Raw genomic sequence first — 22,432 nt, forward strand, 5'->3', positions numbered from 1 at the left:
TAATGTTACTCATATTCTACTTTTTAGATGCATGACAATCAATTGTCAATCTGACCCTAACCGTTCATTAATAGACAGATGACGACTGAGTGTTCATTTCGTCAATGTCCAGACATGAAAAAAGACGAACGGTCATCGTTCGTCTTCTTCCCTCACTTCACTTCTTCATGCTCCTGAACCGCATGTCGTTTACTAGCGATAAAGAGAGCAACGGTCATGGCTAAAATGGTCAGCGCCCACCAGAAGGTCGATACAGCCTCTTTATGATCGATGATAATCAAACGAATAACGGCTGTGATGCCAATATAAATAAAATAGCGAAGCGGAAAATGAAAGTTTGATTTAAAGTACTTAATAATTAAGGCAATAAACTCAAAGTACATAAAGAAGATCAGCAACTCACCAAGCATTTCATAATAACTGTCTTCTTTGCTGAGCAAATTCTTGTAAACGAATTGGACAATATACCAAGTTTCACTAATTAAGAGGACGCTTAAAGCAATGGCCAGAAAGAATAAACAAATATTCAGAAGGCCTTGCAAGAGATCCGGTACCTTTTGGAAGTTGTTGAATCGTTTCATTAGATTGTCTCTCCATTCCATGTTATTCATTTGTCAGCTATATTTTAATATGCCAGAATCGCAGCACGATGTAGTAAACGCCGTTCTTTTCCATCCTTTCAAACTGCCCGTGCATGCGGGACATCATTCGTTTTATGCTTCGTTCACCAAGTCCAGTGCTTTCCTGGGTGTTATCTGTCTCGTTTATCGCATTGCTGATATGGATCTCAAAGATTTCTTGGTCGGATAGAAACGTGAGATTGATATCTTTTTTCGGGTCAGCGTATTTCAGTATGTTCGACATCAGATTATCAAACACTCGGCCAAGCTCCTCGACATTCACATTGATATAGCTGTCTGGCAGCTCTCCTAAAAGATGAACCTTAAATGTCTCTTGCTGCAAAATCGCCACCTGATCTGATAAGAGATCGTAAATGACCTCTTTGACTGCAACTGTCTCAAGCTCAGGTTCATGTTCTTTATCAAGTAGAAAATAGGCGAACAGATTATCAGATAGATTTTTCAATTGCAGTGCTTTTTCATAAGCACTTGCTATATATTGATCCTTACGGGTATCCGCTCCAGCCTCCTCTTTTTTCGCAAACTCCAAATTCATCATCAGCGACGTCAGCGGTGTTCTCATATCGTGTGACATTTCAGTAACCAAGCTGCGGCTCTCTTCTTGCAGCTCATCAATGGCTTGAAGCTTGTCCAAAAAAGCTTTACGAAGGTCCTCAATACTTTTGGCAATCATCGCTAATTCGTCATGCCCTTTCACCGTCATCTCATAGTCCAGCTCTCCGCCTTCAAGAATATGTATCTCTTGGTGAATCGTTTGCAGGTAGCGCAAACTTTTGCGAATCCCGAGAAGAACCATGAGGAGAAAAATAAGCGTTGCTCCGAGCAGCTCGAGTGTAAACGCAAGATCGTGGTAGCGAGATGAATAGAACCCGTCCACCATGACCCGGCCTTCACCGTCGCTAAACTGAACCGGATACGAATGTTGCTCAGCGTACTGAGTCATCCTTTCTTTTCCGTACGCCGATTCATCCGCAGCCGAATAGATGGAGTCATATTGCAGCACCTCATCATTGAAGATAGTCAAATTAATGTAATTCTCTTTTTTCACCCACTCGCCAAACGCTTTTCGATCCGTTGAAGACAGCTCATTCTCAGACACATAGCGGCTGAATTTTTGAATGTACTTGGCTGACTCCTGATCGTAATACTCGTCCGAACTCAAATATCCATCAATCAAATCATTGGTGATCTTTTGCAGCGTCAAAAAGACAATACCACTCACAATTGCAGCCGCCAAAATCAGCAGTGCAAGCTTTTTGGCCAGTGTATATTTACGATATGGATGTGCCAAATCGATATCCTCTTCCCCATTCAGTTTTGATATATACAGGACGCGCAGGATCATCCTCAATTTTGGCACGCAGCTTTCGAATATGCACCATCACCGTATTGTTGGAACAATAGAAATAAGGCTGTCCCCACACGCTTTCATAAATATTTTGGGCTGAAAAGATTTTGTTTCGCCTGCTCATAAGCAGTTTTAACATCCGATATTCTAGATCAGACAGCTTAATTTGCTGGTTTTCTTTCCATACTTCATTAAATTCTTCACTTACCTTCAGTTTGCCCCCAACAAGAAAGGTCTCTTCCTGTTCCTTCTTTTCCTGATAGACAGTATACCTGCGTAATTGTGCAATCACTCTAGCATGAAGCTCCTCTTGTGAAAAAGGTTTTGTCATATAATCATCCCCGCCGGCAAGTAAGCCTTCGGTTTTATCGAATGTACTTGATTTGGCTGTTAGAAATAGAATCGGGACATTAGAAGAGGCTCTTATCTGCTGGCACGTTTCGATGCCTGAGAGCCCCGGCATCATCACATCCAAAATCACCAAATCGAGCGAATCATCCACAAACTTCAATGCTTGCTCGCCATTCATCGCTCTTAGCACCTCATATCCTGCACGTGAAAGGGATTCCTGCAGAAGGTCCCCAATATCCTGATCATCTTCTACGACTAATATTCGATGGGTCATGTCTCTCACCTCATGTAATGTGTTGCTCTTTCTTTTATGTCTTTACTATATATCATCTAGTTATGTGAAAAGATACAGCATAAACCTTAACAGTTTATGAATTTGACCATCTGCCATCAATTTGTCACATTTATTTTCAAAAAATTGGATCTTCATAAATTGTTAAGATTTGGGCCGTATATTGATTCATTGTAAGGATCGATGAATTGATCCGAATCACATTATCATAACAAGAAAAGGAGCATGGATATGAATGTAAACAAAGTAGCACACGGACAACCGATGAGTCTGCGGGAACGGGTTCATTTCTTGGACATTGTACGAGGGTTTGCCTTAATGGGGATTATTCTAGTCAATTACTTTTTGATCGTGGATTCGGCCAAGGGATTTGACATGCTGTCAAATGATGTTTTTCACAATGTGGTGAATTGGTTTGCCTCGGGGAAATTTATTACACTGTTTTCCTTTCTATTCGGGGTTGGTTTTATGATTTTTATGGACCGAGCTGCTCAGAAGGTGGACAGTCCGAACAAACTGTTTGCCCGCAGATTAACCATTCTCTTAGGATTTGGCCTTCTGCATTTGACCTTCGTTTGGATTGGTGACATTTTGGCCTATTATGCAGTCGCTGGCTTTTTATTGCTTTTCTTTTACAAACGCACAGCCAAAACCATCCTATACTGGCTCATCACACTCTTTGTGATTCAATTGCTCACACCTATTTTCACGATGCTGTTCAATACCGTCAGTTCAGGATCATCAGGCAAGCCGGACTTTGCTGATTTCGAGCTGACCAGCCACAACAGTCTGACTTATTTAGCATCTATTGGTGATCGGTGGACAGATATGGTCACAATGGCTTCCAGTTCATTTTCCACCGTCTATTCTATGTTCTTCATGTTTTTACTTGGTGTGTATTTTGTGAAAATGAAGTTTTTCAAAAACATGGAGGCGAAAAAAGCGATATGGAATCGCATTTGGGTCATTTTCACAATCGCATTTCTGATGACACAGAGCAGCACGATCATAGCAGCGGTTAATCCTTTTGAAAATACGCTCTGGACGAACATAGCCTCTGCCCTTGAGCAAAACGGCGGATTAACAGGCAGTATGTTCTATATGAGTACACTTGCGATGCTGTTTCTTCACGTCCCTCAGCTGCGAGGTGCTTTGATGGTATTTACCAAAGTCGGACGCATGTCACTAACCTGCTATTTGCTTCACTCCATCATTGGCACAACGCTATTTCTGAAATACGGAGCCGGACTTGCCGATCATCTTCAGCCTGCTGGCACGTTCATGATTGGACTCGGGGTTTATGTCTTCCTCGTGCTCTTTAGTACATTATGGTTAAAGCGGTTCAAATATGGCCCGATGGAGTTTATTTGGCGTCAGCTGACATATGGGAAGGTTGATGATCAACCGAAAACAAATACAATGGATATGGCGAAGTAACTGAAATAATAGTAGTTAAAAAGAGTGGGAAAAGGCGAACTTTAGTGGTTCGCCTTTTCTGTAGTATATTCATTTTTTTGATTCAATACTTGTCAATCACTTCTCGCAATTGATTCAAATAACTTTCTTTCAATTCATCTGGGTATTCAATTTTCACATGTTTCCCAAATGACATCAAATAATGAGTCATATACGATAATTCTTCTTGGTTGTATCCACCCACAATATAAGGGATCTGATCAATGATCTCCAATCTCATATTTGGGTAATGATGCTTTAAAAACTTTTCTTTTCCTTGTTCCGTTAATCGACATTTAAATGAGATATCATGATAAGTTTTTTCATATTCGAGCTGCAGTTCTTTTAATTCTTCCTTCGTAAAGGTGTCTTTGCCGTCTTCTTCAATCACCATGTCCTTCATAAAGTCACATCTATAGATGCCCCACTTTTTATTTTGAACATCATATGCTTGAGAAAACCAAATACCATTTCGATAAAACAACTCAAGAAATTGCAGCCTGATCCATTTATTTTCATATTGAGTGTACGTCATCTTCACGATTTGATCTTTCATCATTGCCTGTAAAATCAATTCCAAATGATTTTGTTCACTAACTGGTGCGACATTATAGTAATGAATCACATCCAAAGTCTCCGTAATCATTTGCTTTTTCTCATCAGACATTGTGGCAAACAACTTTTGCCGAATTTGTGAGTAGGATTTTTTAAATGGTGTTGCTGACACTAGATCTAGAGCTTTTAAAGCGAAAAAAATAGCTTGGACTTCTTCTATATTGAAATAAATAGGAACCAATGGAGATTGATTCACCAGTCGATATCCTCCGTGTCTGCCAGGTTCAACGTAAAAAGCTAAGCCCATTGACTCTAGCTCTTCTATATCTCTTAAAGCCGTCCTTTTAGAAATGTCAAATTCGGATTGTAAGTCCTTTAACTGAAAAGAGTGTTTATCGCTTAAAAAAATAAGTTCTTGGTTTAATCGTTCTGATTTTTTCATTTGTTTTCCCTCTTAAAAAGGTGACTTATTTTGTCACCTTTATCATTTATACTCAGCTTATCAAAAGAAAAGGAGCATGTACATGCAAACATTAATCATCAACGCGCACCCAGATTTTACTCAACAAGAAAGCTATTCAAACAAACTGCAAACATTGTTTTTAGAACAGTTTAAAGAAAGATTCCCTCATGAAGAACCGACCATTTTACATTTACATGAAACTGAAATTCCTCGTATCGAAAAAGACCAGCTGCTACGTATTTGGGATAAGCAAGCATCTGAACAAACATTAACAGCTACCGAAGAAAAAATCGCTGCTGCTTCCTCTGCTTTATTGGCTCAATTCAAAGCACATCATCGAATCGTGATTGTATCACCTGTTCATAATTTCAATGTGACGTCACGTATGAAAGATTATATAGATAATATTTTTATTGCTAGAGAAACGTTTAAATATACAGAAAGTGGTTCAGTTGGTCTGATGACTGATGATTATCGTGTACTTTTGCTCCAAGCAAGCGGCTCAATTTTCACAAATCACGATCGATATACACCTCTGGAATTTTCACATTACTACCTAAAAGAAATATTCCAAAACTTGATGGGCTTTAAACAATTTCATATTGTCCGAGCACAAGGAACAGCGATTTTAGAAGAAGAAACGATCTTGACATCTGCAGCTGACGATTTGTCTAAAGCCTTTGATGCGTTTTACTCGCCTAGTGAGATGTAAGATCTGTTTTTTCAAAACAAAAAGACCAAAAACGTTTGATATCACGTTTTTGGTCTTTTATTATTAGCCGATAGAACCTTCCATCTCAAACTTGATTAACTTTGCTTGAAATGGGACGTAATGATTAAAAATAAAACCAGTCAAACCTTTGATATCAAGCCATTCTTCAAATGGTTTAAAATGGATGATAATTTCAACTTGGCATGAACTTGGCATGGTTTTGGCACGGAAATCTAATTAATAAAACCATTGGTTTTGAATGGCAAACAGGTACATCACCTTCCAAAATGAGTGGAAGGTGATGTTTTTATTAATAGTTATAAATTTGAATGATATTCAGATTCCATTTCAGCTCTAAGTTGATTTCTTTGTTCCAATATATCTAACAAATAAGATGACATATTGTCTAAACCTCTATATACATCATTAAAAAACTGCACGAAGTTTTCTAAATCAATAACAACGTTATCAAATTCTGTTATATAAAACTGTGGTTCCAAATCTCTTGTTAAGGAATATCGAGCAAAAGTAATATCATAAACTTTTTTGCCATTATCTTTTACAGTTTCAATTTTACTATAGAGTTCATCTATATATTTTTCTAATTGTAAAGACCATTGTAATGCTTCAGTTCTATTGTCAAACGCACTTGTTAGTTTTTTCGTTTCCTTAATTAGATTATTAAGGTTATGCGATGACTCAAAGGTTTCCTTTTTATTTAATAGCTGATTTAAGCTCCAACACATGGCTTTTAAATAAACTTCAATACCATGATTTAAATTAAATAGAATCGGAAAGATTAACATATCTGCTTTTTTGTCATGATTATCTTTTAAACTGGTTTGGGCTAATGTTATTGCTGAATTCATAAAACCCTCTGCTATTACATGCATATTATGAATATGATCAAATCGGTTTGTTCTCCAATTCATATATGCATTTTTATTGATGTCACTATTATTAGAAAAAATATTCTTTATTGGTAAAACCCCCTAATCAGTAAGGTATTGTAATTGGTTATCAAATGAACATTTCTTGCATGTAGGCTTGTTTTTGCATTCTCAGTACAAATAATCTTTCTTTTTCTTTTTTAATTCTGTTATCTAAAAGCATTAAGAATTCTGCAATTTTTTGCTGCTCCTTTTTAGAAGGCAATGGCACAAGAATATTAGAAAAACTTTCTTTACTTACAGTAAAACGTGTGGAACCAGTAGCATGCTTGATTATCTGTTTTCTAACATAATCAGTATTACAAAAGAAATGAGAATAGTTTATATTTAACTGAGCAGCTTTATTTGGTCTAAATCTGATTAAATGGTAGCTATAAACAGTATTGGGTAAATCGGTTGATATAACAATAGAATGACCTATATCTTCAGGAGTTTCAGAAGATGGAGTGAAAATTATATCACCTTTATTAAGGTTGTTTGTAATAACTTGTTGACTTGATGCAGTATTTTTATCTAAGGTTTTGTAGTTGTTTAGATTAACTACCTTGTGATTATATACATCCATATAATTTAATAAGTACACTTGCTTTTCGGAATCTTTAATCACCTTATCAACACTACTGGTTTTAAATTCTCCAATTTCACCTAATTTTTTAAATTCCCATTCAGGATACTCTTTTCCATTCTCATCTTTAAAACGCAATTCTTGGTTAAAAATCTTCTGCAAATAGCCTTTTTTCTGTTGTTCCAACAATTCGATTTTTTCTTTTTGCAGTTGAACTTTTTTATCAAAACAACTAATGAAATCTGCAATTTTTTCTTGTTCAATCCTAGATGGTATAGAAATTTCAACAGAGCTTAAAATAGATTGACTAACATTAAATCGAGTACTTCCTCCTGCCTTAGAGCTAATTTGATGTCGATTTCTAGGTGATTCTAAATTAAGTTTTAGAAAGTATGGCTCGTATTCTTTTTGTCTTTTACCTCGAATTACAAATCCACCAAATAATGCAAACTCATTTTCATCTAAATAAACCGAACTTTTGCCAACATCGTCTCTAGTCTCAGAGCTTCGAAGGAATAACAAATCTCCATACTCAACTCTATTAGTTTGCTCAACCTTTTGAGAAACAGATACAGATCCTTTAATATCATCATATTTTATTGAATTATTGTTTAAAATGTCTAATACATTAATAAATTTACGACCATGACCGTAACTATCTTTATCAGCGTTAATACCATTATTAAATGTCATTAACTCACTAAGATGAATTAATTTCCACTCGTCATTAAAACCCTTAAATCTCAACTTAGGTGCATTCATATTTTACACCTCCAACTCACTAAAGTATCTCTCAAGTTCGCTATCCACTTTCTCTATTTCATCATCAATTTCTTTTAGCCGCTGTGTCACTTCTTTTATATCAATAGGTTCATCTTCTTCAAATGTATCCACATAGCGAGGAATATTTAAGTTATAGTCATTCTCTCTAATTTCCTCTAAAGCTGCTGCATACGAATACTTGTCAATTGTTTCACGGCTTAAGAATGTTTCGATGATTTTTTCAACGTGCTCATCTGCTAAGCGATTTTGGTTTTTACCTTTTTCAAATTCATTTGATGCATCAATAAATAATACATTATCATCATGCTTACGGCATTTTTTAAATACTAAGATACAAGTAGGAATGCTTGTGCCATAGAAAACATTCGCTGGTAAACCAATGACTGCATCTAAGTAATTTTTTTCTTCTATAAGATACTTACGAATTGCTTCTTCTGCTGCACCACGGAATAGGACACCATGTGGTAAAACGACTGCCATTGTACCGTTATCATCTAATTGATGAATAAAGTGTTGAATGAAAGCAAAGTCTGCTTTTGACTTTGGAGCTAGCTTTGCATAGGCACTAAAGCGTTCATCTTCTTTAAATTTGTCATCTGCGCTCCATTTTGCTGAGTATGGAGGATTGGCAACGATTGCTTCAAAGCGTTGGTCAATATGGAGCGGTTCTTCTAATGTATCCGCATTTTGAATATCGAAACGTTGGTATGGAACATCGTGTAACAACATATTCATACGAGCTAAGTTGTAGGTTGTTGATACTTTTTCTTGTCCGTAATATTTGTGTACTTTCGCTTCTTTACCCACTCGAAGTAGCAACGAACCTGAACCACAAGCTCCGTCATATACATCACGAATTTCTGATTTTTCAGCAGTCACAATCTTCGCTAAAATTTTAGACACTTGTTGTGGCGTATAGAACTCTCCAGCTTTCTTCCCTGCGTTTGCTGCGAATTGAGAAATCATATATTCGTATGCATCGCCTAAAACATCAATCTCAACATCATCTTGTAGAAATGGAATATCTGCAATATTGACAATCACTTTACTGATTAAATTTGTACGATCCTTCACTGTACGCCCTAGGCGAGATGAAGTTAAATCCATATCGTCGAATAGATTTTGGAAATCGTCTTGACTTTCAGTGCCTAAAGTAGATGATTCAATTGCTTTTACACCGTTTTGTAGCATCTCCACATCAAAGTTACCATTTGCCCCTTTTTCGATTTCTTCAAGGAAACGTGAGAACAGGAATTGCGGTTCTACTATATAACCCAATTCATCAATAAGATACTCAGCTAAGTCCTCACGGTACTCATCATTTCCCCATGCTTCTGCATAAGATATGTTATCGTCTTTTAGTAATTTCTTTGCACGTGCTTCTACTTTTTCAGATAAGTAACGATAGAAAATTAACCCTAAAATATAATCCTTGAATTCGTTGGCATCCATTTGACCTCGTAAGTCATTTGCCATCGCCCATAATTTTTTATGCAGTTCAGCTTGTTGCTGTCGTTGTTTTTCACTTGTAGTCATCGTTATTCCTCCTAAGGTGGATTAGTTTTAGTTGATACTTTGAATTAGTTTCTGCTGAATATATAGCTGTTGTAATTCAGTTTTTTCAGCCATCAATAATTCTTTTCTCCTTTTAAGCTTAGCAACTTTACCAATAATGATTTGCTGTTGAATAGGTGGCAAGTCAATTTCTAAATCCTTTAAATGAGAAAGTTTCAATAATGAAACGACTGTTCCCTCACTTAAGACAGACAGCTGCTTTTGAATGGATGGATGTTCGTTAAAGTACCATTCGAAGAAGGCTGGATCTACATTGCTTGTTAATTGAATTTTGATAAAGTTATTTGTTAATAATAACCCGCTATATTTATCAGGTAACAAAGCAACTTTTTGTGTATGAGCGTGTAAAATAAGACTGTTTGTGTCAGTTAGCAGTTGTGGTACCAATTTTTCTTTCGGTACAGTAATTTCCACATTTCTCTCATTTGAGATTCGATAAGCTAATCCTAGGGTTTCGTTAAATTCCTTTAATGATAGTGGTTTGACTTTTAACGTTTCAACATCAGAAGAAAATGTTTCTAAGCGATTTGTAAATGCACCTTGAGTAAATTGTGCAATTTGATAAAGTTTCACAACATTCCTCCTTTGATATTTTTTAAAATATCAGATCCGATACATTTAATATATATGATATTTTTTAAAATATCAATGTTTTTTCATTTGTTTTTTTGATATTTTTAAAAATAACAAGAGAGGGCGCTGTTTTAGCGCCCTCTCCTTTATTAAATGTGTAATGTGCGGTAACTACGCACCGTATTTTTCGGTAAAATCACGAATGAAAGAAGTAATCGCTTTGATTGCTTTATTCTTTTTCAGAAACGATCCTGATAAATTATCCATAATCTCATTTTTTTCAATTAGACTGGAATACTCATACGCTGATACTTGTTCACGTAATACACTGTCTTCAATATTTACTTGTTTCGCAAATGTTGAGAGTTCTTGTTCACTCATTTCTTCTTCGTAACGATTGTAAGCATCCATTACAGATTCATTAGGAGCCAAAGTTGGTGCGACCTTATCTAAGAACCCTTTTATCAATTCAATTTTCAGACGTAACTTTGGATCTGAGGCATGGTCTAATTCTTGTTTAATAAATCTAATCTCTTTGTCACGTTCTTTTTCATTTTCTGTGTTAAGGTTGGCAACCAGATTTAAAATGTAACTGACATTAATCTTGTCTGTATGCATTAGCTCTAATTCAAAGTCGATATCATGTAAAATCGATTCCTTTGGCACTTCACTACGCTTAAAATCTTCGTACACTTTGAAGTACTTGCTCTTGAAATCTTCATATGATTGCTGTGAAATCGTTAGCTCTGTTTCATCAAACTCAAAATCAGAAAATGATTGTAAACGTTGAAGGAATTTCGTTACATTTTTGAATGCAATAATAAATTGCCGCTTATCTTCTTCTCTTTCTAGCTCGTCAACTTCTTCAGGAATGACTGCAACATCCCTTAAATTTTTCACTGCTTCCTTAAACGCTTTTAGATATTCATCGTAGCTACCCATTAGAACGGTATCAACGTTGTCTGTTCTTGAGAATAACTTAATTGCTTCATCTGTTTTTTCTTTTAAATTTCGATAGCAAACGATATTTCCATATGGCTTAGTCGATTTCTCTACACGATTTGTACGGCTATATGCTTGCAACAAATCATGATATACCATGTTCTTATCTACATAGAGAGTATTGAGTGGCTTGCTATCAAATCCAGTTAAGAACATCTTTACGACAAGTAAAATATCTATTTGAGCATTTTTAACTTTTTTTGATACATCTGAAAAATAACGATCCCATGTTTCTGTCAAGAAGTCTGTGTCGTACATTTGGTTATAATCTGAAATCATGCGGTCTAACGCTTCACGAGAATGTTCACCTGTACCATCGCTTTCCTCGTTTTGCCCATATGAGAAAATCCCAGCAATCTTTAAATCATGATTCTTAGATTTAAAAATATCGTAATACTTAATTAACGTAGGAATTGAATCAACTGCAAACATAGCACAATAGCCTTTGCTTTTAGAACGTCGTTGATGATTATCAATTATATGGTCAGCTACTAAGTTTAAACGTCGTTCATCATGCCACACTTCATCTGTATCAATCGCTTGTACTTTTGTAGCATCTGTTTCATCAATATTAGCGTTAAAAGTACGAACGTATTCTACTGAAAAACCTAGTACGTTCCCATCACGGATCGCATCTTTAATAAGGTAATAATGCAAGCATTTATCAAATAGGTCAGCAGTTGTACGTCCATCTTGACTTTTATTCTCGATAAAACGTGGTGTTCCGGTAAAACCAAAATATTGAGCATTCTGGAAGTGATGATCAATTTCTTTTCGCATATCACCAAATTGGCTACGATGACATTCATCAATAATGAAAACTACTTTCTCTTGTTTGTATGGTTCCATTATCTTAACGTACTTTGGATTTTTGATAGCATTGTTCATTTTCTGAATCGTTGTCACAATGAACCGTTTCATTGGATTTTGTATTTGTTCAATAAGGATTTCGGTTTTGTCAGTGCGGTCAACCGCTCCCTTTTGGAACTTGTTGAACTCTGCGATCGTTTGGCTGTCTAAATCTTGGCGGTCGACAAGGAAGAACACCTTTTTGATACTTTCTTCATCTGATAAAATTTGACCAGCTTTAAAGGAAGTCAATGTCTTACCAGAACCGGTTGTATGCCAAATATAGCCGTTGTTGCTGGTTTCGGTTGCACGCTTTACAAGTGCTTCAACTGCATAAACTTGATAAGGACGCATAACCATTAATGCTTTATCGGTATCATTAATGACCATATAACGACTAATCATCTTCGCAAGATGGCATGGATTTAAGAATGTACTACTAAAACTTTGTAAGTTCGTAATCAGTTCATTTTTTTCATCTGACCAGAAGAATGTAAATCCAAATTGAATGTCATAATCAGAGTTTGAAAAGTATTTTGTATCGACACCATTACTTATAACAAAGATTTGTAGAAAACGATATAAACCAGGGAATGTATGACGACGATAGCGTTGGATTTGGTTAAACGCTTCTTTAAAATCTAATCCTCGTCTTTTTAATTCTATTTGAACGAGTGGCAAGCCGTTAATTAGAATAGTGATGTCATAACGATTAGTGTACTTACCAGTCACAGTGGTTTGGGTTGTAACCTGAAAAAGATTCTTACACCAATCTTTTGTGTTTAGCAATTCTACATATAATTGAGTACCATCTTCACGTTCAATTAATAATTTATCACGTAGGATTTTGGCAGAATCGTAAATACTTTTTCCTTCGATTAATGTAAGTATTCTCTTAAATTCTATATCAGATAATGGTTGTCCATTTAGTTTATGTTCATTGAATAAGTTAAGCTGCTGCTTAAAATTAGCTAATAGTGCATCATAGTCAGCAATCTTAACAGCTTTATAGCCTTGATTTACAAGTTGTTTATGTAGAGTTTTTTCAAGTTCTGCTTCAGGTTGGTATGCCATACTGGAACCTCCTTAATACCATTACCTTTTATTATACTAAAAATTAAATATTTAAGTTCCATTTTATCTTTAACATTGCATTAATTATCCATTCCCCTGTTCTAATCCCCCTCTTATAAAACCAATAAAATACAAACGAACACCTATTACTGAGCAAATAGAAGAAGGCGAACTTCAAAAGTTCGCCTCCTACACTAATAGATAATTTAAGATTTTAACCAATCGAACCTTCCATCTCAAACTTAATCAAACGGTTCATTTCAACGGCGTATTCCATTGGCAGTTCTTTTGTGAATGGCTCGATGAAGCCCATGACGATCATTTCTGTTGCTTCTTCTTCAGAAATTCCGCGGCTCATCAAGTAGAATAGCTGTTCTTCAGATACTTTTGATACTTTCGCTTCGTGCTCTAATGAAATGTTGTCGTTTAAGATTTCATTGTAAGGGATCGTATCAGATGTTGATTTGTTATCCATGATGAGTGTATCACACTCGATGTTTGAGCGTGCACCCTCTGCTTTTCGTCCGAAGTGAACGATTCCGCGGTATGTTACTTTACCGCCTTGTTTGGAAATCGATTTCGATACGATTGTTGAAGATGTGTTTGGTGCAAGGTGAATCATCTTCGCACCTGCATCTTGGTGCTGACCTTTACCTGCTAGGGCAATACTTAATGTCATACCACGAGCGCCTTCACCTTTTAGGATGACCGCTGGGTATTTCATTGTCAGCTTAGAACCGATGTTTCCATCAATCCATTCCATTGTTGCATTCTCTTCACATACTGTACGTTTTGTCACAAGGTTGAAGACGTTGTTTGCCCAGTTTTGAATCGTTGTATAACGGCAGTAGCCGCCTTTTTTGACGATGATTTCAACAACCGCACTGTGAAGTGAGTTTGTTGTGTAAACTGGAGCTGTACAGCCTTCTACGTAATGCACATGTGCGCCTTCGTCAACGATGATCAGTGTACGTTCGAACTGACCCATGTTTTCAGAGTTGATACGGAAGTATGCTTGAAGTGGAGTATCTACTTTTACGCCTTTTGGTACGTAGATAAATGAACCACCAGACCATACAGCCGAGTTAAGCGCAGCAAATTTGTTGTCAGTCGGAGGAATGACTTTTGCCCAGTGCTCACGGAAGATGTCTTCGTTCTCTTTTAATGCGCTGTCTGTATCTTTAAACACAATTCCTAGATCTTCAAGGTCTTGCTTCATGTTGTGATACACAACTTCAGATTCATACTGAGCAGATACACCAGCTAAATATTTTTGCTCTGCTTCTGGGATACCAAGCTTATCAAAGGTTTGTTTGATTTCTTCTGGTACTTCATCCCAAGAACGCTCAGAGCGCTCTGATGGCTTTACGTAGTACGTAATTTCATCAAAGTTTAATGCATTTAAATCTCCGCCCCATTGTGGCATCGGCATGTTGTAAAAGTGCTCAAGAGATTTCAAACGGAAGTCGAGCATCCACTGAGGCTCTTCTTTCATACGAGAAATTTCTTCAACGATCTCTTTTGTCAGTCCGCGCTCTGAACGGAAAATGGAAACGTCTTTATCAGAAAAGCCGTATTTATATTCACCAACATCTGGCATTTTTTTAGCCATCCATTTTCACTCCAATCTTATGATTTGCCGTTATCTTCGGCAGATGCGCCTTTTTCAAGCGCCTTCCAGGATAATGTTGCACATTTGATGCGGGCAGGGAATTTTGCCACTCCCTGTAGCGCCTCAATGTCACCAAGATCAATGGAATCGTCGTATTCTTTTCCTAGCATCATATCGGAGAAAATCTGAGACATTTTCAAAGCTGTTTCAATATCTTTCCCTTTAATCGCCTGCGTCATCATAGAGGCAGATGCCATCGAAATCGAGCATCCTTCTCCTTCAAATTTCGCATCCGTGACTTTTTCGTCTTCGATTTTCATCGTAAGACGAATGCGGTCACCACACGTTGGGTTGTTCATATCGACGACAATGCTGTCGTTTAGTACACCTTTGTTTCTCGGATTTTTATAATGATCCATAATCACTTGTCTGTACAGTGTATCTAAGTTTACATTAAAAGACATTCGTAAAATACTCCTTTGTCTTACGGAGCGCTGCAATGAGTAGATCAATCTCTTCTTCTGTATTATACAGATAAAAGCTTGCTCTTGCAGTCGCTGATACACCAAGCCATTTCATGAGCGGCTGTGCACAGTGGTGTCCAGCACGAATGGCGACACCTTCCGTATCCAGAACAGTTGACGCATCATGCGGATGGACGTCGTCTAAGTTAAACGTCACAAGCCCAGCTCGGTGCTGCGGTCCATAAACAGTCGCACCGTCAAGCTCTTTAAAGCGCTCAAGCGCGTAAGTCGCAAGCTGATGCTCGTAACGGCTGACTTCCTCCATACCAATGTCATTTAAGAAGTCAATTGCTTTTCCTAGTCCAACTGCTCCAGCAATAATCGGTGTTCCCGCTTCAAATTTCCACGGCAGCTCTTTCCATGTAGAATCATATAGATCCACAAAGTCGATCATTTCACCGCCAAACTCAGCAGGCTCCATATTATTCAAAAGGTCCTTCTTCCCGTAAAGCACACCGATGCCAGTCGGTCCACACATTTTATGCCCAGAGAATGCGAAAAAGTCACAATCTAGATCCTGAACATCAATTTGCATGTGCGGGGTGCTTTGCGCACCGTCGACGACAATGATTGCCCCATGATCGTGGGCAATTTTGGCGATCTCTTTAATCGGGTTGATGGTTCCTAATACGTTTGAGACATGTGTGACTGCGACAATTTTCGTTTGATGTGTGATCGTTTGCTTCACATCTTCAAGCGATAGCGTGCCGTCTTCCTGTAACGGAATGTATTTCAATGTGGCGCCAGTTGCTTTTGCTGCTTGCTGCCAAGGGATGATATTCGCATGATGCTCCATATGCGTAATGACAATCTCATCGCCTTCTTTGAGGTTGGCTCTAGCATAGCTGATCGCCACTGTGTTTAGTGCAGTCGTTGTACCTCTAGTAAAAATAATCTCCTGGACAGATGAAGCACGGATGAATGCACGAACTTTCTCTCTCGCACCCTCGTATGCGTCCGTTGCTCTTGTGCCAAGGGTATGAACACCCCTGTGGACGTTCGAGTTGTAAGACCGGTAATACTCATTCATTGCATCAATGACCACTCTTGGTTTTTGAGAAGTCGCTGCACTGTCCAAATACACCAAATCATGTCCGTTCACTTGCTGATGAAGGATTGGAAATTGCTCACGAACGTCTTTGATATTCATTATTTTACTTTCCTTTCAATCACAGAAATCAGCTGCTTTTTAACTCCTTCAATCGGCAGTTCTTTCACAACTGGATTTAAGAAGCCATAAATCACAAGTCTTTCTGCATCTTCTTTGGAAATCCCGCGGCTCATGAGGTAGTACAATTGAATTGGATCAACACGTCCAACAGAAGCGGCGTGCCCTGCTGTCACATCATCTTCATCAATTAAAAGAATTGGGTTTGCGTCACCGCGTGCTTTCTCACTCAGCATGAGGACACGTGATTCCTGCTCTGCATTTGACTTTGTTGCGCCATGCTCGATTTTGCCAATTCCGTTAAAGATAGAAGATGCTTGATCCTTCATCACACCATGCTTCAAGATATATCCTTCAGAATTTTTACCGAAGTGGATGATGCTTGTTGTGAAGTTTTCTGTTTGGTTTCCTCGGCCGACAACAACTGATTTCGTATCACCGAATGTACCGTCGCCCATCAGTTTTGTGATGTTCTCAGACACAACGTCTCCATCATTCATCAGGCCAAGTGCCCACTCGATTTTACTGTCACGGCCATTTGCCATACCGCGTCTGTTTACATATACTGTGACTCCTTCTGCAAGGTTATCTACAGCACCGTATGTGACGCGGGCGTTTGCGCCTGTGAACACTTCAGAAACGATATTGAAGATCGCTTCTTCCGGTTTTGCTGTACTGATGTAGTTTTCTACATATGTCACAGCACTATGATCGTCTGCTACAACGATGACATGGTTGAACAAAGTCGTTTCATCATTTTCATGAAGATAAACAGCTTGAATTGGTGCTTCAAGCTCTACGTTTTTCGGTACATAGAGGAAAGCCCCGCCATTCACTAAAGCAGCATGTAAAGCTGTTAGTTTATGCTCATCCACTTTCACTGCATCTGTCATGAAGTATTGTTTCACTAAATCTCCATGCTCACGAATCGCTGTATGAAGATCAGTAAAGATCACACCTTTGTCTTTCGCTTCAGCTGAAAGAGACAAATAGGCCGGCGTTTGATCACGCTGAATGTAAACTGTCTTATTTGTGTCCTCTAAATCAATCAGAGATTTCACTTCTTCTGGAAGCTCTTCTAATGATCCAAATGGCGCACTTTCGACTGTATGCTGTTTGAAATTCGTTAAATTCCATTTTGAAATATTCGTTTTGTCAGGCTTTGGCATTGGGAGGTCTTCTGCTTTTTCAAGAGCCTGTAAGCGAAGGGAGCTCATCCATGCCGGTTCCTGATGCTTCTCGGAGAAGCTTTTGACATAATCTTGATCTACTGATAATTTCGTTTCTAATGTCATCAATAATCCTCCTAACGCTTACGCTTCTTGACCAACAGTTTCGTCTTCAATTCCTAACTCTTTTTTAATCCAATCATAGCCTTCTGCTTCTAGACGCTGCGCGAGTTCTGGGCCGCCAGATTTCACGATACGACCTTGCATCATGACATGAACGTGATCTGGTGTGATGTAGTTCAGTAGACGCTGATAGTGAGTGATCATTAAGCAGCCGAAGCTTTCGCCGCGCATTTTGTTAATTCCTTTAGAAACAACTTTCAAGGCATCGATATCAAGACCAGAATCGATTTCGTCAAGGATGGCGATCTTTGGTTCAATCATCATTAATTGAAGAATTTCGTTGCGTTTTTTCTCCCCGCCTGAGAAACCTTCGTTTAGGTAGCGCTGTGCCATATCTGGGTCCATTTCAAGGAACTCCATGTTTTCGTCCATTTTGCGGATGAATTTCATAAGAGAGATTTCATCGCCTTCTTCTCTGCGTGCGTTAATTGCAGAACGAAGGAAGTCAGCATTTGTAACACCGCTGATTTCAGATGGGTATTGCATCGCAAGGAAAAGACCAGCTTGAGCGCGCTCATCTACTTCCATTTCAAGGACATCTTCGCCATCAAGCAAGATGCTCCCTTTTGTTACTTCATATTTAGGGTGACCCATAATGGCAGCAGATAAAGTAGATTTACCTGTTCCGTTTGGTCCCATTACTGCGTGGAATTCTCCACCTTTTATCTCGAGGTTTACACCCTTTAAGATTTCTTTCCCTTCAATCTCAACGTGCAAGTCCTTAATTGTTAATGTCGAAGCAGTCATATATCGATACCTCCAAAATAATCATTATTCTCAATTTATTCTCATTCTAATTTTATAACAAATTAAAACTGAATACAACACATTCACGATAAGCGTGAGAGGATGCTCTCAAAATTCTAACAAAAAAAGCAGGTAGATAAAAGGATTTATGTCGAAAAGACTGTTTTCATAAAGAAAGGGCGGGAAACTGTGCTCCCCGCCCCTCAGCTATTATTAGCCTCGTATATTCATTTTTGCGAGCTGTCTTTTCTCATCTCGGTAGGACTGCTCTCGTTTATATTCCACTTTCATCCGTAAGTCATGGTCTCTTTCGTACTCTGCATAGCTCATGCCATGAGCTTGATGCATGGCCTTTTCCATCTCGGCGGTATAATCCAATCCTAGTGTACTATGGTCCGAACAAATAATAAACCATTCCCTTCCTTGAGTGTAGCTTTATTGTAGCAAACGTATGCGTCTTCACTCAAAAGGGATACGACACCCTATGCTGGCATATTTTCTCACACAATCGGATGAGAAGCGCTCAACTCCCTGAGATGGAAAAATACCGTGTTTTGCTTCCCTTAATGCGTCTGTCCTCCAAATTCATCAATACATTGCTGAACGACAGTGATTCCTTGGCTTAGTGCTGCTCCTCCGCCAAAAGCTGCCGCCACGCTGACAACCTCCAGCAAATTCTCTTCTGTCGCCCCTTGATCGAGCGCTCCTTTTGTATGATAAATCATGCAGTATTCATCCTGCGCATGAATACTAATACCGAGGGCAATCATTTGTTTTTCCTTTTGCGTTAATGAATCGCTTTGGAAGCACTGCTCCGTAAATTCATTGAATTTCTTACCAAACACTGGCATTTTCTTCTGGAATTCACCCATTGCGGTTTTATAATCAGTCAGTGATTGCTGCATGGATCCGCTCATATGCTGTTCATTCATCTTGATTCCATCCCTTCAGGTCATTTGTACGTTTTTATTATGAGCGAGATTTGAAAAAATACACAAAAAACCTCGCTTTGGTAGAAGCGAGGTTGCAGATTGTTGATAAAGGGCTAAAATGATCTTTATTTTAGCCCTTTATCTTCCTTTCAGCGTGATAGAAAACCTTTGAAGTCTAGGAAGGGCGAGCACCGGAGCGGAGCGAATTTGACATTCGTGAGCACCGGAGCGCAGAACTGACAAAGAATGCGAGGGTTTGTCTACATGCTGAAACCTCGCTTTGATAGAAGCGAGGTTAAAATGTTGTTATTCAGATACAGGCAATACTGCACCGTCATATTTTTTGTCGATGAATTCTTTGATTTTATCAGAGTGAAGAACTTCCATTAATGTCTTGATCTTATCTGATTTTTCGTCACCTTTGCGAACCGCAACGATGTTTGCATATGGGTTGTTCTTTGTTTGCTCAAGTTCGATTGAATCTTTTTTCGGATTCAATTTATTTTGGATCGCATAGTTGACGTTGATGAATACAGCATCGCCTTCACTGTTTTCATAAGCTTTCGCCGTTAATTCAGGCGCGATTTTTTTGAATTTTAGGTTCTTTGGGTTTTCTTTAATGTTCTTTACTGTTGCGTTGATTGTATCAACCTTTGGATCAAGCTTGATGACACCAGCATTTTGCAGCAGGGCAAGCATACGACCTTGTTCAGCTACGTTGTTTGTCATGATGATTGTGCCGCCGTTTGGAATATCTTTTACGGATTTGTATTTCTTAGAGTAGATACCGAAAGGCTCAAGGTGAACCGCACCAGCACTCACTAGGTTATAATCTTTGTTTGATTTATTTTCTTCGTTTAAGTAAGGGATATGTTGGAAAAAGTTCGCATCCACTTCTTTTTCAGCTAACGCTTTATTGTACATTTTATAATCGCTAAGCACTTTCACTTTTAAATCGTAGCCTTTTTCTTTTAGAAGTGGTTTTGCTTCTTCAAGAATTTCGGCATGAGGCGTTTTTGAAGCGGCAACCGTAATGGTTTTGCTTTCACTTGCGTTATTTGATGAACCGCACGCAGCTAAAATACCTGCAAATGCTAGAAATAGTGCACTTAATATCAATTTCTTCATGAATAAATCCTCCCTTAACGTTTATCAATTTTATTTGTAATCAAATCACCGATTATTTGAATAATAAAGACGATGATGAGAATAAACACAGTAGCTACAAGTGTGACATCTGTATTACCAGATTGGTACCCTTCCACATAGGCGAGGTCACCAAGTCCGCCTGCTCCAATTGCACCTGCAATCGCAGTAGAGCCAATCAGAGCAATTGCTGTTACGGTAATACCTGAAATAAGGGCTGGCAATGATTCTGGCAGCAATACTTTGAAAATGATTGTTGACGTTTTTGCTCCCATTGATCGTGCTGCTTCAATGACTCCTTTGTCTACCTCACGCAGTGCAATTTCGACAAGACGTGCATAGAATGGAGCTGACCCTATGACAAGGGCAGGGAGTGCTGCATTTGGGCCTAGAATAGTGCCCATAATAAGTTTTGTAAATCCTAATAATAGAATGATTAGAATGATAAAAGGAATCGATCTGAAAATGTTGACGACAGCGCCGATGACAGCATTAATCGGTTTATTTTCCCAAAGACCGCCTTTTCCTGTAAGGAAGAGCAGGAGCCCTAAGATAATCCCGATTGCAAAAGCAAATGCCAATGAAATCAGTGTCATATACACCGTTTCACCTGTTGCACTCCAGATGACGTCTAAATCAACGTTCGGAAACCATTTCTCAAACATGTGTCATCACCTCGATTTCAACCTGTTTGCTTTGGATATAGGCGATGGCTTTTTCTACCTCGGTCTCTTCTCCATTAATGTGGATAAAGAGTGTTCCAAACGCGCCTTCCTGCGTTTGAGAAATCTTCCCTTGAAGGATATTCACATCGACATTGAAGGATCGAATGATTTCAGTGATCAGCGGCTGCTCGGCAGAGTCTCCAATAAAGGACAACCGTACGACCTGACCTTCTTTTACTCGTTCTAAGACGTGCTCGATTGTTTCTTTCGCTTCCTCTGGTTCTGCAAGCTGTTTCACAAATCGTTTCGTCATTTCTTCCTTTGGCTGTCTGAAGACGCGTAATACTTCGCCTTCTTCGACAATGCGTCCATTTTCCATGACCGCGACGCGATGACAAATTTTGCGAATGACGTGCATTTCATGTGTAATGAGCACAATCGTGAGCCCTAACCGTTTATTGATATCCGCCAAAAGCTCAAGGATCGAATCAGTCGTTTGCGGATCTAGCGCAGATGTCGCTTCGTCACATAGAAGAACCTTGGGATCATTCGCTAATGCTCTCGCAATGCCGACACGCTGTTTTTGCCCGCCGCTTAGCTGAGACGGGTATGCATTTTCTTTTCCTTCTAAACCGACCAATTTAATCAGTTCATTCGCACGCTCTCTCCGTTTCGATGTCGGTACACCTGCGATCTCAAGCGGGAACATAATGTTTTGTCTCACCGTTCTTGACCAAAGTAAATTAAAGTGCTGGAAGATCATGCTGATTTCTTGTCTTGCTTTCCGAAGTTTCGCATTCGATACTTCATTGATCCGGTTGCCTGCCACTTCAACAATTCCTTCTGTTGGCAGCTCCAGACCGTTTAATAGGCGAATAAGCGAGCTTTTCCCTGCACCGCTATACCCGATAATTCCGAATATTTCACCTTTATCAATATCCAAGTTGACGTCTTTCACGGCATCAACATTTCCGCTTTTTGAATGGTACGTTTTTGATACATTCTGTAAATGGATCACAGTCTGATCACCTGCTTTCTTGCTGAATCTATAGGTTTCCATCACATACGTTATTTATTCTTCTTTCTGTCATGACTCTA

Annotated in this window: 21 protein-coding genes; 2 read left to right on the forward strand and 19 right to left on the reverse strand. The window is 38.5% G+C overall.

All coding sequences use genetic code 11. The annotated features are described in order from the left end of the window. Positions 1–152: 152 nt before the first annotated feature. Genes psiE through MHH61_RS04895 form a run of 3 tightly spaced genes read right to left on the reverse strand, consistent with a single transcriptional unit; the run spans position 153 to position 2,614 of the window. Positions 153–581: a phosphate-starvation-inducible protein PsiE gene (psiE, locus tag MHH61_RS04885; RefSeq protein ID WP_024423385.1), complete on the reverse strand. Its 429-nt coding sequence runs from the start codon at positions 579–581 to the stop codon at positions 153–155. A 37-nt stretch (positions 582–618) separates the two neighbouring features. Continuing rightward, complete coding sequence (locus MHH61_RS04890) at positions 619–1,932, reverse strand: HAMP domain-containing sensor histidine kinase (protein WP_125586142.1); 1,314 nt, start codon at positions 1,930–1,932, stop codon at positions 619–621. Then, positions 1,913–2,614, reverse strand: coding sequence for a response regulator transcription factor (locus MHH61_RS04895; protein ID WP_125586140.1), 702 nt, complete (start codon positions 2,612–2,614; stop codon positions 1,913–1,915). The genes MHH61_RS04890 and MHH61_RS04895 overlap by 20 nt, the downstream gene beginning before the upstream one ends. Positions 2,615–2,863: 249 nt before the next feature. On the opposite strand from MHH61_RS04895, the gene MHH61_RS04900 reads away from it, so the two are divergent. Then, entirely contained in the window at positions 2,864–4,069 is a 1,206-nt protein-coding gene (locus MHH61_RS04900) for a DUF418 domain-containing protein (RefSeq protein WP_125586137.1), read from the forward strand. 82 nt (positions 4,070–4,151) lie between these two features. Here MHH61_RS04900 and MHH61_RS04905 read toward each other — a convergent pair whose 3' ends face one another. Next, positions 4,152–5,084: a YafY family protein gene (locus tag MHH61_RS04905; protein ID WP_125586134.1), complete on the reverse strand. Its 933-nt coding sequence runs from the start codon at positions 5,082–5,084 to the stop codon at positions 4,152–4,154. 82 nt (positions 5,085–5,166) lie between these two features. Here MHH61_RS04905 and MHH61_RS04910 point away from each other — a divergent pair, with 82 nt between their 5' ends. Beyond that, positions 5,167–5,817 carry an FMN-dependent NADH-azoreductase gene (locus MHH61_RS04910; protein ID WP_125586132.1) on the forward strand — a complete coding sequence of 217 codons (651 nt, stop codon included), beginning with the start codon at positions 5,167–5,169 and terminating at the stop codon, positions 5,815–5,817. A gap of 317 nt (positions 5,818–6,134) precedes the next feature. Here MHH61_RS04910 and MHH61_RS04915 read toward each other — a convergent pair whose 3' ends face one another. The 15 genes from MHH61_RS04915 to MHH61_RS04985 form a co-directional block, all read right to left on the reverse strand. Beyond that, on the reverse strand, positions 6,135–6,686 hold the full coding sequence (locus tag MHH61_RS04915; RefSeq protein WP_125586130.1) for a hypothetical protein: 552 nt from the start codon (positions 6,684–6,686) through the stop codon (positions 6,135–6,137). Positions 6,687–6,837: 151 nt separating this feature from the next. Next, entirely contained in the window at positions 6,838–8,094 is a 1,257-nt protein-coding gene (locus MHH61_RS04920; RefSeq protein ID WP_125586128.1) for a restriction endonuclease subunit S, read from the reverse strand. A 3-nt stretch (positions 8,095–8,097) separates the two neighbouring features. Continuing rightward, on the reverse strand, positions 8,098–9,651 hold the full coding sequence (locus tag MHH61_RS04925; protein ID WP_125586126.1) for a type I restriction-modification system subunit M: 1,554 nt from the start codon (positions 9,649–9,651) through the stop codon (positions 8,098–8,100). A gap of 27 nt (positions 9,652–9,678) precedes the next feature. After that, positions 9,679–10,263 (reverse strand): restriction endonuclease subunit S, encoded by a 585-nt coding sequence (locus tag MHH61_RS04930; RefSeq protein WP_125586124.1) that lies wholly within the window; start codon positions 10,261–10,263, stop codon positions 9,679–9,681. Between the two features lie 171 nt (positions 10,264–10,434). After that, the gene (locus MHH61_RS04935; RefSeq protein ID WP_125586122.1) at positions 10,435–13,188 is read right to left on the reverse strand and encodes a type I restriction endonuclease subunit R; all 2,754 of its coding nucleotides are present in this window, start codon (positions 13,186–13,188) and stop codon (positions 10,435–10,437) included. Between the two features lie 214 nt (positions 13,189–13,402). Beyond that, positions 13,403–14,800 carry a Fe-S cluster assembly protein SufB gene (gene sufB / locus MHH61_RS04940; RefSeq protein WP_007500362.1) on the reverse strand — a complete coding sequence of 466 codons (1,398 nt, stop codon included), beginning with the start codon at positions 14,798–14,800 and terminating at the stop codon, positions 13,403–13,405. Between the two features lie 17 nt (positions 14,801–14,817). Further along, positions 14,818–15,264, reverse strand: coding sequence for a Fe-S cluster assembly sulfur transfer protein SufU (gene sufU / locus MHH61_RS04945; RefSeq protein ID WP_012011181.1), 447 nt, complete (start codon positions 15,262–15,264; stop codon positions 14,818–14,820). After that, a complete protein-coding gene (locus tag MHH61_RS04950) occupies positions 15,254–16,474 on the reverse strand; it encodes a cysteine desulfurase (protein ID WP_041107713.1) in 1,221 nt (406 codons plus the stop codon). The genes sufU and MHH61_RS04950 overlap by 11 nt, the downstream gene beginning before the upstream one ends. Continuing rightward, positions 16,474–17,787, reverse strand: a complete 1,314-nt coding sequence (sufD, locus tag MHH61_RS04955) for a Fe-S cluster assembly protein SufD (protein WP_125586120.1) — start codon at positions 17,785–17,787, stop codon at positions 16,474–16,476. Before sufD ends, MHH61_RS04950 begins: the two co-directional genes overlap by 1 nt. Before the next feature lie 18 nt (positions 17,788–17,805). Next, positions 17,806–18,591 carry a Fe-S cluster assembly ATPase SufC gene (sufC, locus tag MHH61_RS04960; RefSeq protein ID WP_007500355.1) on the reverse strand — a complete coding sequence of 262 codons (786 nt, stop codon included), beginning with the start codon at positions 18,589–18,591 and terminating at the stop codon, positions 17,806–17,808. A 213-nt stretch (positions 18,592–18,804) separates the two neighbouring features. Next, positions 18,805–18,939 carry a hypothetical protein gene (locus MHH61_RS04965; protein ID WP_254965641.1) on the reverse strand — a complete coding sequence of 45 codons (135 nt, stop codon included), beginning with the start codon at positions 18,937–18,939 and terminating at the stop codon, positions 18,805–18,807. A 215-nt stretch (positions 18,940–19,154) separates the two neighbouring features. Beyond that, complete coding sequence (locus MHH61_RS04970) at positions 19,155–19,523, reverse strand: carboxymuconolactone decarboxylase family protein (protein WP_003212803.1); 369 nt, start codon at positions 19,521–19,523, stop codon at positions 19,155–19,157. Positions 19,524–19,829: 306 nt separating this feature from the next. After that, positions 19,830–20,651 carry a methionine ABC transporter substrate-binding lipoprotein MetQ gene (gene metQ, locus MHH61_RS04975; RefSeq protein WP_024426003.1) on the reverse strand — a complete coding sequence of 274 codons (822 nt, stop codon included), beginning with the start codon at positions 20,649–20,651 and terminating at the stop codon, positions 19,830–19,832. A 14-nt stretch (positions 20,652–20,665) separates the two neighbouring features. Beyond that, positions 20,666–21,334: a methionine ABC transporter permease gene (locus MHH61_RS04980; RefSeq protein ID WP_125586118.1), complete on the reverse strand. Its 669-nt coding sequence runs from the start codon at positions 21,332–21,334 to the stop codon at positions 20,666–20,668. Then, positions 21,327–22,352: a methionine ABC transporter ATP-binding protein gene (locus MHH61_RS04985; RefSeq protein WP_024423402.1), complete on the reverse strand. Its 1,026-nt coding sequence runs from the start codon at positions 22,350–22,352 to the stop codon at positions 21,327–21,329. Before MHH61_RS04985 ends, MHH61_RS04980 begins: the two co-directional genes overlap by 8 nt. Positions 22,353–22,432 lie beyond the last annotated feature (80 nt).

Origin of the sequence: Bacillus sp. FSL K6-3154 (genome assembly GCF_040869395.1) — a bacterium.
In the GTDB taxonomy this organism is placed as follows: Bacteria; Bacillota; Bacilli; order Bacillales; family Bacillaceae; genus Bacillus; species Bacillus safensis.